This window comes from Collinsella aerofaciens (genome assembly GCF_005844325.1).
In the GTDB taxonomy this organism is placed as follows: Bacteria; Actinomycetota; Coriobacteriia; order Coriobacteriales; family Coriobacteriaceae; genus Collinsella; species Collinsella aerofaciens_G.
Map to the genome: position 1 here is coordinate 1 of NZ_SPFY01000012.1, position 11,489 is coordinate 11,489.

Here is an 11,489-nt window from a genome sequence, read left to right on the forward strand (position 1 = left end):
ACCGCAGGAAGCTTGGATACGCCTAGGCGCGGTCCAAGAAATCGTCCGCACCCCCTAATGATTGTTCCGGCTTTGGGCTTGTCTACAATAACCCCCGTAAAAGAAATGCGGAAGGTTACCGAGTCCCCTCGGACGTGGGCCTAACCAAAGTCTTTGATCGCGAGCGTCTCAATGGGCGCATTCGATTGATTTTGGTTGGGCTATATTTATGAAGGGACATGTCACCATGGGTTTCCTTTCTCGCCTGATGGGCGGTTCGGATGAGCAGAAGACTGCAGCTTCCGAGTTCGAAATCCTCGCTCCCGTTTCCGGCGAGCTTGTTCATCTAGAAAATACCAATGACCCCGCTTTTAGCAGCCGTGCTGTGGGCGATGGCGTTGCCGTGGTTCCCCAAGAGGGAACGGTGTGCGCTCCTGTTTCCGGCACCGTTGCGGCGCTGTTTCCGACTGAGCACGCGCTGGGCATCATGTCCGACGACAGCTCTGCTCAGGTGATGCTGCATATCGGAATCGACACTGTTAAACTTGAGGGCAAGGGCTTCCATGCGCTTGTTGCTCAGGGTGACCATGTCGACGCGGGCCAGCCCCTCGTCGAGGTCGATTTCGACGCGGTCCGCGCCGCCGGCTTCGATCCCACGGTCTTCGTTATCGTGTGCGAGCGTTCGGAGAACTCGACTCTTCGTGAGCATGCTTCCGGCCCTGTTGCTGTTAAAGAGCCTGTTATCTGGCTTTCCGAGTAAATTCTTGTGGTGGGTGCCGTGGTTATCAAGCGAGTTTTTAACAACAACGTCGCAATGGTCACTTCGGACGATGGCTCCGAGCTCATCGTCATCGGTCGAGGCCTCTGCTTTGGCCGTCATGCCGGCGATGCCATCGATGAGGCGTCGGTCGAAAAGACCTACGCGTTGCAGGAGGGAACTTCTCAGGACTCGCGTACGATTGACCGCTTGGCACATCTTTTGGAGTCCATCCCCACCGTCAACCTCGTGATTGCCGAGGACATTGTTCAGATGCTCCGTCGAGAGCTCAATGTTGATATCAACGACAAGATTCTCATTGCTCTCGCAGACCATATCAGCCTTGCTTTGGAGCGTGAGCGCAAGGGCGTCTCCTGTGAGAATCCGTTGCTGCTCGAGATCCAGCAGTTCTATCGCAAGGAGTATGCACTTGCGGGCCGTGCACTGCAGATTATCAAGGAGTATATGGGCATCCAGATGAGCGAAGAAGAGCAGGGTTTTATTACGCTGCATATCGTCAACGCCACCATGCCGCAACGCTCCGATCGTTTGATTGTTTCGGTCCAGCTTGTTCGCGACGTGCTCGCGATTGTTTCTGAGCGCTATGCTACGACCCTCGATGACACCTCGCTGCCTTACGAACGTTTCGTTCGTCACCTGCAGTTTTTCGCACAGCGAGCGCTCGATCCTACGGCCGGGCAAATCAACGGAGACGCGCTGTTCCGAATCGATGAAACGGCGTATCCGTGCGCATTCTCGTGCGCGGACGCCATAGCCGCCCACTTGTCGTCTACCTATAACGTTGTCGTTACCGATGCCGAGAAGAGTTATCTCGCATATCACATTGTTAACCTGCTTGGAGAACCTGGTCTCTAGGCATAACGTGCCCACACATCGATTGATATAAGGCAGGGCTCACGGCCTTGTCCAGGGCACATCTGTCTTAATTTGCGGAAAAGGAAGGGGAGTACCGCTATGACCGCAAAAAAGAAGTTCAATTTCAAAGCGCCGTTGGAGGTGTTCGCGAAGTCGATCGTTCAGCCGATGATGTATCTCTCGGTTGCCGGCATCCTGCTCATCGTGGGCATCATTCTGACCAACAAGACCATTTGCGCTTTGATCCCCGTGCTGGGCTCCGGTCCGTTCCAGCTTGTGGGCGCCGTTGTCTATCAGTCGTTGATGTTTATCATCAACAACCTCTCGATTCTGTTCTGCGTGGGTATCGCCGGCGCCATGGCAAAGAAGAACAAGGGCCATGCTTCGCTGATCGCCCTGATGTCGTTCTTCCTGTTCCTGCAGGCTAACAACATCGTGCTCAACGCCACCGGCTCTCTTGCCGATGCGAGCGGCATGCTCGGCCTTACCGGAACCGGCCAGGCCACCGTTATGGGCATCCAGGTGCTCGATACCGGCGTGTTTGGCGGCATCATTCTTGGTTGCATCACCGGTGCCGTGTTCAACAAGTACTCGAACAAGCAGTTTCCCATTGCCCTTTCGATGTTCTCGGGCGTTCGCTTCCCGTTCCTGATCATGATCATCATTTCCTGGATCATGGGCGCTGGCTTCTGCATCGTTTGGCCTCCGGTTCAGGGCGCCATCTCCTCCGTTGCCGGCATCATTAAGGAGTCGGGCAACATCGGTCTGTTTATCTACGGCATGCTCAACAAGCTGCTCGTTCCCACCGGTCTGCACCACCTCATCTACACCCCGTTCCAGTTCTCCGATGTGGGTGGTACCCTGACGCTGGGCGATCAGGTTATCGCCGGCGCCTATCCCATCCGTGTTGCCGAGATGGCAATGACGGGTCAGCCCTTCTCCGATAGCACGTATTTCAACAGCTACACCTTCAACAACCTGTGGCCCTACATCGGTATCGGTCTCGCCTTTATCGTCACCGCTTACAAGGGGAACAAGGATAAGACCAAGGCCGTTATCATCCCGCTGATCATCACCGCCGTGCTCTCCTGCGTGACCGAGCCCATGGACTTCCTCTTTGTCTTTGCCGCTCCCGTGCTCTTTGTCGTTCACTCGGTTCTTTCCGGCATCTTCCTGGTTCTGCTCAAGGTCCTCTCCGTGCCCGCTTCGACTGCAGGCGGCATCATCAACATCGTGGTTTCCAACCTGGTCCTCGGTGTCGACAAGACCAACTGGCCGGTTATGCTGGTACTCGGAGTCGTCAACGCCGCTCTGTACTTCTTCCTCTTCACCTTCCTCATCAAGAAGCTCAACCTCCACACGCCTGGTCGCGAGGAGGAGTCCGAGCTCGCCGAGTCCGTTGCCGAGGGCGAGGCCGCCGCGTCTGTCGCGGTGAAGCAGGGCGCTGTTGCCGCAGCTCCCGCAGAGGGCGTCGATGCAGGTATTGCCGACCTGGTCGCAGGTCTTGGCGGCAAGGACAACATCGAGGAGCTCGAGAACTGCTTTACGCGTCTCCGCGTGAACGTTAAGAACCCGGACCTCATCAATGAGGACCTCATCAACCACGTGCCCAACAGCGGCATCAACCGCAACGGCAATAATATCCAGATCATCTTTGGCATGAAGGTCGCCGAGATGCGCGACAAGGTCGAAAACGCAATTGAGAAGGAGCAGTAAACAATGATCATTACTCTGTGTGGTGGCGGATCCACCTTTACCCCCGGCATCGTCAAATCCATCGCCCTGCGCAAGGACGAGCTCGACGTTGACGAGATTCGTCTGTACGACATCAACGAGGAGCGCCAGCGCAAGATCGGCGTGCTCGTGGACTGGATTTTGCACGAGGACCTCGGCCTTGACATCAAGCTCACGGTGACCACCGACAAGAAGACGGCTTTTACCGACGCGAGCTTCGTGTTTGCCCAGATGCGCGTGGGCGGCTATGCCATGCGCGAGCAGGACGAGAAGATTCCGCTTCGTCATGGCTGCGTGGGTCAGGAGACTTGCGGTTGCGGCGGCCTTGCCTACGGCATGCGCACCATCTTCCCCATGGTCGAGCTGATCGATGACGTTGAGAAGTACGCCAAGAAGGACTACTGGATTCTCAACTACTCCAACCCTGCCGCCATCGTCTCCGAGGGCTGCCGTGTGCTGCGTCCCAACGCTCGCATCATCAACATCTGCGACATGCCGATCGCGATTATCGACGTGGTTTGCGCCGCGCTCGATATCGACAAGAAGGATGTCGAGTACGATTACTTTGGCCTCAACCACTTTGGTTGGTTCACCTCGATCCGCCACAAGGGCGAGGAGGTGCTCCCGCAGCTGCGTGAGTACATCAAGGAGCATGAGATTCTGCTGCCCGATTCCTACCTCAAGGGCATGGGCTCGCTCATGGCAAAGAAGCCCGAGGAGACCGCCGACGAGCACCCCGAGCAGAATCGCCACACCAAGGGCAGCTGGTACTACGTCTGGAAGGGCGAGTACGAGATCATGGAGTGCTTCCCGGAGTACCTGCCCAACACGTATCTGAACTACTACCTGCAGCAGAAGGAGTTCGTCGAGCACTCCAACCCCGAGCGCACCCGTGCTAACGAGGTTGAGGAGACGCGCGAGAAGAACCTCTTCGACGGCATCGATCACTACGAGAAGACGGGCGAGATCGACGAGAGCACGTTCTATGCGGGCAGCCACGGCGACTGGATTGCCGATCTGGCCATCGCTCTGAAGAACGACACCAAGCAGCGCTTCCTGGTCATTTGCGAGAACAAGGGCGCTATCCCCAACATGCCCTACGACGCTATGGTCGAGCTGCCTGCCTACATTGGCAAGAACGGCCCCGAGGTCATCAGCCGTGACAACATTCCTCTGTTCCAGCAGGGCCTCATGATGCAGCAGCTGAACTCCGAGAAGCTCGTGGTCGAGGCTACGATCGAGGGTTCGTACGAGAAGGCGCTCAAGGCCTTTACGCTGAACAAGACCGTGCCTTCGATGAAGGTCGCCAAGGAGGTTCTCGACGACATGATCGAGGCCAACAAGGGTTACTGGCCCGAGCTTAAGTAAAAGCAACAGAGTCGCTGGCCGCATACCTGGAGCAATGCCCGTCCACGTGATTGCGTGGGCGGGGCATTGTCATTTGGTAACGCGTTTTATCAAATATGGCATTTATCTGCGGTAATGTTCTATTCCACCGCTGATGGTGACATTTCATGCCGCCTGCCGAACTGCGTGGAGGCCTAACAACTTTATAGGTCAGTGTTGTGCGTGTAGCAATTTCGCCCGGCCTCGCCTCCGGGCTGCCGCATGAGAGGGGATCTTATGGCACGACTGCACGTAATGGAACGCAGCCACGCTCAGGCCGTCATGGACGACCTGCACGATGCGCTTGGACGCCGTCTGGCGGTGAGCTCGCTCGCCCCGTGCCCCGTCGAGTTTACGGCGGCGCTCGTCAACCTGTGCTCCACCCAGAGCTGCGGCAAATGCACGCCCTGCCGCGTGGGCCTGAGCGCGCTGAGCGACCTGCTCGCCGATGTGCTCGAGGGCCGCGCCGACGAGTCCACGCTCAACTTGATTGAGCGCACTGCCCGCACCATCTATCTTTCGAGCGACTGCGCCATCGGTTACGAGGCCGGTGCCATGGCGCTCACGGCCATTCGTGGCTTCCGGGACGACTTTGAGCATCACATCCGCGAGCACTCCTGCGGCTTTGACCGCGAGGCTCGCGTCCCGTGCGTCTCGGGCTGCCCGGCGCACGTCGACATTCCCGGGTACATTTCGCTCGTCGAGGCCGGCCGCTATGCCGATGCCGTCAAGGTCATCCGCAAGAACAACCCGCTGCCGCTCGTCTGCGGTTTGGTGTGCGAGCATCCCTGCGAGATGCACTGCCGTCGCGGCATGGTCGACGATCCCATGAACATCCTCGCCCTCAAGCGTTTTGCCGTTGAGCACAGCGACCTCAATGATTACAAGCCCAGCGTGGCTGACAACACCGGCAAGCGCATCGCCGTGATTGGCGGCGGCCCGGCCGGCCTTTCCTGCGCCTACTACCTGGCCGTGATGGGCCATAAGGTGACGATCTTTGAGCAGCGTCATCACCTGGGTGGCATGCTGCGCTATGGCATTCCCAGCTACCGTCTGCCGCGCGAGCGCCTGCAGGCCGAGATCGACTGGATCTTGAGCGCCGGCATCAACGTGGAACTCGACCACTCCGTCAACGGCGAGGAGCTTGCCCGCCTGCGCGACGAGTTCGATGTCGTCTATCTGGCCATTGGTGCCCACAGCGATAAGAAGCTCGGCCTTCCGGGCGAAGAGGCTCCCGGCGTGGAGTCGGCCGTCAAGATGCTGCGTGCCATCGGCGACGACGAGCTGCCCGACCTGAGCGGCCAGCGCGTGTGCGTCATCGGCGGCGGCAATGTGGCCATGGACGTGGCGCGCTCTGCCGTGCGCTGCGGTGCCGAAAAGGTGAGCATCGTCTACCGCCGTCGCATCTGCGACATGACGGCGCAGGATGCCGAGATTGCCGGCGCCCAGGCCGAGGGCTGCGAGGTTCTTGAGCTCACCGCACCGCTCGCTATCGAGATGGGCGAGGAAGGTCGCGTGAGCGGTCTGCGCGTGCAGCCGCAGATTATCGGCGAGCCCCGTCGTGGGCGTCCGGCCCCGCGTGCCGCCGCCACACCCGAGCGCGTCATTCCCTGCGAGCGCGTGTTTGTGGCCATCGGCCAGGACATCGACTCCAAGCCGTTTGAGGACATGGGCGTCGCCTGCAGGTGGGGCTGCGTGGTCACCGATTCGGATGGCGCCGTGCCCAACTTCGATGGCCTCTTTAGCGGCGGCGACTGCCAGACCGGTCCCGCCACCGTCATCCGGGCCATCAACGCCGGTCGCGTTGCTTCGGCAAATATCGATCGCTATCTGGGCTTTGACCACAAGATCAAGCTTGACGTTGAGCTACCGACCGTACAGTTTAAGGGCAAGCACGAGTGCGGCCGCTGCGAGCTGGGCGAGCGCGAGGCCGGCGAGCGCATCCACGATTGGAATCTGGTCGAGCAGGGCCTTACCGAGGAGGAGGCACGCCAGGAGGCAAGCCGCTGCCTGCGTTGCGACCACTTTGGCTTTGGTGCGTTCCGCGGAGGGAGGAACCTGGAATGGTAGAGCTCAACAACCCCACTGTCAGCGACAACACCGAAAGCGGAGCACTCAACATGGTCAAGCTCACTATCGATAATTGCGAGGTCGTGGTGCCCGAGCACACCACGATCCTGGACGCGGCCAAGTCCGTCGGTATCCAGATTCCCACCCTGTGCTACCTGCGCGATCTAAACGAGATCGGCGGCTGCCGCGTGTGCGTGGTCGAGGTTGAGGGCTGCGACCAGCTGGTTGCCGCCTGCAACAACTACGTGCTCGACGGCATGGTGGTCCGCACCAACAGCCCCAAGGCCCGCGAGGCGCGTCGCACCAACGTGCAGCTGCTGCTGTCCCAGCACGACTCGCGCTGTACGAGTTGCGTGCGCAGTGGTAACTGCAACCTGCAGACCATCGCCAACGACCTGGGCATCTTCTATTTGCCGTACGAGCAGCACCTGGCGCGCGAGGGCTGGGACTTCGATTTCCCCATCATTCGCGATAACGACAAGTGCATTAAATGCATGCGCTGCATCAAGGTGTGCGAGAGCGTGCAGGGCTTAGGGATTTGGGACCTGACCAACCGCGCCACGCATACCGCCGTGGGCACCCGCGGGCGTGCGCCGATCGGCAAGACCGATTGCGTCGCGTGTGGTCAGTGCATCACGCATTGTCCGACGGGCGCCCTGCGCGAGCGTGACGATACCGAGACCGTGTTCGACGCCATCGCCGATCCCGACAAGATCGTGCTGGTGCAGATTGCGCCGGCCGTGCGTAGCGCCTGGGGAGAGGAACTCGGCATATCTCGCGAGGAGGCCACCGTTGAGCGCTTGGCCTGTGCGCTGCGCCGCGTTGGCTTTGAGTACGTGTTCGACACCGATTTCTCGGCCGACCTCACCATTATGGAGGAGGGCTCCGAGCTGCTCGAGCGCCTGGGTAAGGCCGCCAAGGGCGAGGGCGACAGCCGTGGCTGGCCCATGTTCACGAGCTGCTGCCCGGGCTGGGTGCGCTTTGTGAAGGCGCGTTACCCCGAGTTTGTCGACAGCCTGTCTACGTCAAAGTCGCCGCAGCAGATGTTTGGCGCCATCGCCAAGACCTACTACGCCAAGGTGCTGGGCGTGGAGCCCGAGCGTCTGTTTGTGGTGTCCGTGATGCCGTGCACGGCCAAGAAGGCCGAGTGCGCGCTGCCGAGCATGGTGGGCGAGGACGGCACGCCCGATGTGGACGTTGCGCTGACGGTGCGCGAGATGGTACGTATGATCCGCGCGAACCACGTGAGCGTGGACACGTTGGTCGAGGAGCCGCTCGACACGCCGCTGGGCTTTGGCACGGGCGCGGGTGTGATCTTTGGCGCCACGGGCGGCGTGATGGAGGCCGCCGTGCGCTCGGCCTATTACCTGGTGACGGGCAAGAACCCCGATGCCGATTTCTTTACCGATGTGCGCGGGCTGGACGGCTGGAAGGAAGCCGTGGCCGATATCGATGGCACCGGGGTGCGCGTCGCCGTGGCGCACGGGCTGGGCAACGCCGCCCGTCTGCTCGACGCGATTCGCGACGGCCGTGCGAGCTATGACTTCGTTGAGGTCATGGCGTGCCCGGGCGGCTGCGTCGGTGGCGGCGGTCAGCCCATCCACGACGGCTGCGAGCTGGCAGCCGAGCGTGGCCAGGTGCTCTGGGGCCTGGATGCCGCTGCGGACATTCGCTTCTCGCACGAGAATCCCGATGTCCAGGCGTGCTACCGCGAGTTCTTGGGCGAGCCGCTCTCGCCGCTGGCCGAGGAGCTGCTGCATACTGACCATCACGCATGGACGATGCCCAACGAGGGGACGTACTAGCGATGCGCGCGTTTGATTTTGAGATGTCGCGCCGGGGGTTTGCCTCGGCGCTCGCCGCGGGCGCCCTGTCGCTTGCGCTCGCGGGCTGTGGCGGCGGGGCTGCCGGTGCCGGGTCCGCCGCGGGTTCGGCTGCCGGGCCTGCCGCCGACGGTGCCACTGCCGAGCCGGTCGAGGTGCACGTCGCCTCGCTCAAGGGGCCGACCTCGATTGGTCTGGTGCAGTTTATGGACCGGGCGGCCGATGGCGAGACGGACAATGAGTTCGACTTTGCGATGAATACTGCCGCCGATGAGATTGTGCCCAAGGTCATTCAGGGCGATATCGACATTGCCCTGGTACCCGCCAACGTGGCGAGCGTACTCTACAACAAGACCGAGGGCGCGGTGCAGGTCATCGACATCAACACGCTGGGTGTGCTGAACGTTGTGACGGGCGACGCGAATGTGGCCTCGTTTGGCGATCTGGCGGGTCGCACCGTCTACATGACGGGCAAGGGCACCACGCCAGAGTACGTCATGAACTTCCTGCTGGAGCGCGCGGGCCTGACCGGCCAGGTGACGCTCGAGTTTAAGAGCGAGCCCACCGAGGTGCTGTCGGCCCTGCTTGCCGACCCGTCTGCCGTGGGCGTGCTGCCGGAGCCGTTCAAGACCGCCGCCATCGCAAAGAGCGAAGGCAAGCTGTCGGCGCCGGTAAGTCTGACCGATGTGTGGGATGAGCTGGCAGGTGACACGGGTTCGCGCCTGCTGACGGGTGTGACCGTGGTGCGCCGCGCGTTTGCCGAGGAACATCCCGAGGCCGTGGCGGAGTTCTTGAACTGCCATGCGGCGAGCGTTAAGGCCGTCAATGCGGCGCCGGCAGACTGGGCGCAGGCCGTGGTCGATGCTGGCATCGTGGACAACGCCAAGATTGCCGAGAAGGCGATTCCCGGGTGCATGCTTGTGTGCCAGACGGGCAAGGATATGAAGGCGGCACTTAGTGGGTATCTGCAGGTGCTGGCCGACGCGGACGCGAGCGCCGTGGGTGGTAAACTTCCGGCTGACGATTTCTACTACATGGAGTAGCCCGTGCGTGCGTTTGCTCGACACATGACAGAGCGTATGAAGGCGGTGGCGGCAGCAGGTGCCGTCGCCGCCTTTTGGCTTGCCGTGTGGGTCTTCGCGGCGGTGCTGGTGGCGCAGCCACTGATCTTGCCGGGGCCGGGTGCTGTTGCCTTGGCGCTGCTGCGCCTGGTGTGCGATGGCGGTACCTGGGCGATTTTGGTGGGCTCGGGCGCGCGGATACTGGGCGGGCTGGCGCTTGCCGCGGTGTGTGGTGGCGTGCTTGCCGGGATTTCGTCACGGTTGCGGGCGTTTGCGCGCCTGGTGGCTCCGGCACTTTCGTTTGTTAAGGCGACGCCGGTTGCCTGCGTGGTGGTCCTGCTGCTTATTTGGTTGGGATCGGCGCGCGTGAGCATCGCCGCGGTCTTTTTGATGGCGCTGCCGGGCGTGTATTTTTCGCTGGCCGAGGGCTTGGCACAGGTGAATAAACCGCTGGAGCAGATGTTCCGTCTGCATGGCGTGCGCGGCTGGCGCCTGTTTTGCGCCCATACCTGGCGCGAAGTCCTGCCGTTTGTGCTTTCGTGCGCCCGCGCCGTGATCGGCATGAGCTGGAAGGCCGGCGTGGCAGCCGAGCTGATCGGCATGGCGGTGGGCACCGTGGGCGAGCGCATCTATCAGGCAAAGCTTTTGATTGAGACGGCTGATTTGCTGGCGTGGACCGTGCTGGTCGTTACCGCCTCGTGGGCGTGTGAGCGCGTGCTGGTGTGGCTGCTGCGGGTTTCGGGACCCGTGGCGTGGCGCGCGGCCGTGCGGGCGCATGGGCATGGACTGTGCGGGCGTGCGGGGACTGCGAGCGATGGCACTGCAGCGGAGCTTGCGCTTGCCGTGGGCGATCGTGCGCCCTGGGCGCCGGCGCTGGATGGTCTGGTGCTCAACGTGCCTGCGGGTGGGCGTATCTGCGTGATGGGCGCTTCGGGGATGGGCAAGTCGACGCTGCTTTCGTTGGCAGCGGGGGAGTGCGCGCCGTGCTCGATGGTGTTTCAGGATGCACGCTTGGTAGAGGGCAGCTCGGCTTTGGATAACGTGCTGGTGTGTGCCGATGCGCGCGTGGATGCTTCGAACGCTACGACCTTGCTGCGCCGGTTGGTGCCGGGAATCGACGTGCATGTTCGCGTGGCTGAGCTTTCGGGCGGGCAGCGCCGTCGTGTCGAGATCGCTCGAGCCCTGCTGTGTGGCGGCTGTGCCGTCATTCTGGATGAGCCCTTTACCGGCCTGGACGCCGCCGCGCGCGATGCGACGGCCGAGGCCGTGCTAGACCTGCTCGACGGTCGCACGCTCTTGCTCGCCACGCACGATGTCGTCGACGTTCAGGCCCTCGATATCTCGGACATCATCACGCTCTAAATACTAACTGAGCAACAAAATGATTCGTTTTCCTCCGTCCCCATGGGGTCGGGTGTGGTATTCTATCTGCGGGGTAATACTTAGGAATACCAAGTAATACCAACGCCGCAGAAACAAACTCCGGATGCGGGCCAATCGGGTTGCCTTCACAGCCCGTCGCCCAGCCGCGTGGCCCGCATCTATCCGCACTACCGTCGTTTCAAAAAAGGAAGCGCCATGGCAGAACACATGACCCCCGTAGTCGCGAAGGTCTTGCCCGAGGAGAAGGCAGCCTTCGCGGCGGCAACCCAGCTCGTGGGCACCACGCCGTCCAACGCCATCCGCATGTTTATCGCCGCGTTCAATCGCTGCGGCACCTTCCCGTTCGACATCTCGCCCAGCGGGGCCTTTGGCAAAGAGTGTCCCCAACAGCTAGTCGTTGAAGAACGTCCCCAATGACTA

9 protein-coding genes are annotated in these 11,489 nt (G+C 61.4%); all 9 read left to right on the top strand.

Features of this window, described 5'->3' with window-relative positions; genetic code table 11:
* Positions 1–226: 226 nt before the first annotated feature.
* The 9 genes from FGQ61_RS05160 to FGQ61_RS05200 all read left to right on the top strand — a co-directional run bounded on the left by FGQ61_RS05160 (position 227) and on the right by FGQ61_RS05200 (position 11,486).
* Positions 227–739: a PTS sugar transporter subunit IIA gene (locus FGQ61_RS05160; protein WP_171021515.1), complete on the top strand. Its 513-nt coding sequence runs from the start codon at positions 227–229 to the stop codon at positions 737–739.
* A gap of 18 nt (positions 740–757) precedes the next feature.
* Positions 758–1,612 carry a PRD domain-containing protein gene (locus FGQ61_RS05165; RefSeq protein ID WP_138374792.1) on the top strand — a complete coding sequence of 285 codons (855 nt, stop codon included), beginning with the start codon at positions 758–760 and terminating at the stop codon, positions 1,610–1,612.
* Positions 1,613–1,711: 99 nt separating this feature from the next.
* On the top strand, positions 1,712–3,328 hold the full coding sequence (locus FGQ61_RS05170; RefSeq protein ID WP_138374793.1) for a PTS transporter subunit EIIC: 1,617 nt from the start codon (positions 1,712–1,714) through the stop codon (positions 3,326–3,328).
* Between the two features lie 3 nt (positions 3,329–3,331).
* Positions 3,332–4,714, top strand: a complete 1,383-nt coding sequence (locus tag FGQ61_RS05175) for a 6-phospho-alpha-glucosidase (RefSeq protein WP_118259221.1) — start codon at positions 3,332–3,334, stop codon at positions 4,712–4,714.
* Positions 4,715–4,969: 255 nt separating this feature from the next.
* Complete coding sequence (locus tag FGQ61_RS05180) at positions 4,970–6,802, top strand: NAD(P)-binding protein (RefSeq protein ID WP_138374794.1); 1,833 nt, start codon at positions 4,970–4,972, stop codon at positions 6,800–6,802.
* Positions 6,796–8,607 carry an NADH-dependent [FeFe] hydrogenase, group A6 gene (locus FGQ61_RS05185; RefSeq protein WP_229025918.1) on the top strand — a complete coding sequence of 604 codons (1,812 nt, stop codon included), beginning with the start codon at positions 6,796–6,798 and terminating at the stop codon, positions 8,605–8,607. The genes FGQ61_RS05180 and FGQ61_RS05185 overlap by 7 nt, the downstream gene beginning before the upstream one ends.
* 2 nt (positions 8,608–8,609) lie before the next feature.
* Entirely contained in the window at positions 8,610–9,668 is a 1,059-nt protein-coding gene (locus tag FGQ61_RS05190) for an ABC transporter substrate-binding protein (protein WP_138374795.1), read from the top strand.
* A 3-nt stretch (positions 9,669–9,671) separates the two neighbouring features.
* Positions 9,672–11,048: an ATP-binding cassette domain-containing protein gene (locus FGQ61_RS05195; protein WP_138374796.1), complete on the top strand. Its 1,377-nt coding sequence runs from the start codon at positions 9,672–9,674 to the stop codon at positions 11,046–11,048.
* A gap of 216 nt (positions 11,049–11,264) precedes the next feature.
* Positions 11,265–11,486: a type II toxin-antitoxin system RelB/DinJ family antitoxin gene (locus FGQ61_RS05200; RefSeq protein WP_022093947.1), complete on the top strand. Its 222-nt coding sequence runs from the start codon at positions 11,265–11,267 to the stop codon at positions 11,484–11,486.
* Positions 11,487–11,489: the final 3 nt, after the last annotated feature.

Bases quoted from the DNA above. Each gene is read 5' to 3' on its own strand.
- FGQ61_RS05160 (WP_171021515.1), top strand. From the start codon at position 227: ATGGGTTTCCTTTCTCGCCTGATGGGCGGTTCGGATGAGCAGAAGACT.
- FGQ61_RS05170 (WP_138374793.1), top strand. From the start codon at position 1,712: ATGACCGCAAAAAAGAAGTTCAATTTCAAAGCGCCGTTGGAGGTGTTC.
- FGQ61_RS05175 (WP_118259221.1), top strand. From the start codon at position 3,332: ATGATCATTACTCTGTGTGGTGGCGGATCCACCTTTACCCCCGGCATC.
- FGQ61_RS05180 (WP_138374794.1), top strand. From the start codon at position 4,970: ATGGCACGACTGCACGTAATGGAACGCAGCCACGCTCAGGCCGTCATG.
- FGQ61_RS05185 (WP_229025918.1), top strand. From the start codon at position 6,796: ATGGTAGAGCTCAACAACCCCACTGTCAGCGACAACACCGAAAGCGGA.
- FGQ61_RS05190 (WP_138374795.1), top strand. From the start codon at position 8,610: ATGCGCGCGTTTGATTTTGAGATGTCGCGCCGGGGGTTTGCCTCGGCG.
- FGQ61_RS05200 (WP_022093947.1), top strand. From the start codon at position 11,265: ATGGCAGAACACATGACCCCCGTAGTCGCGAAGGTCTTGCCCGAGGAG.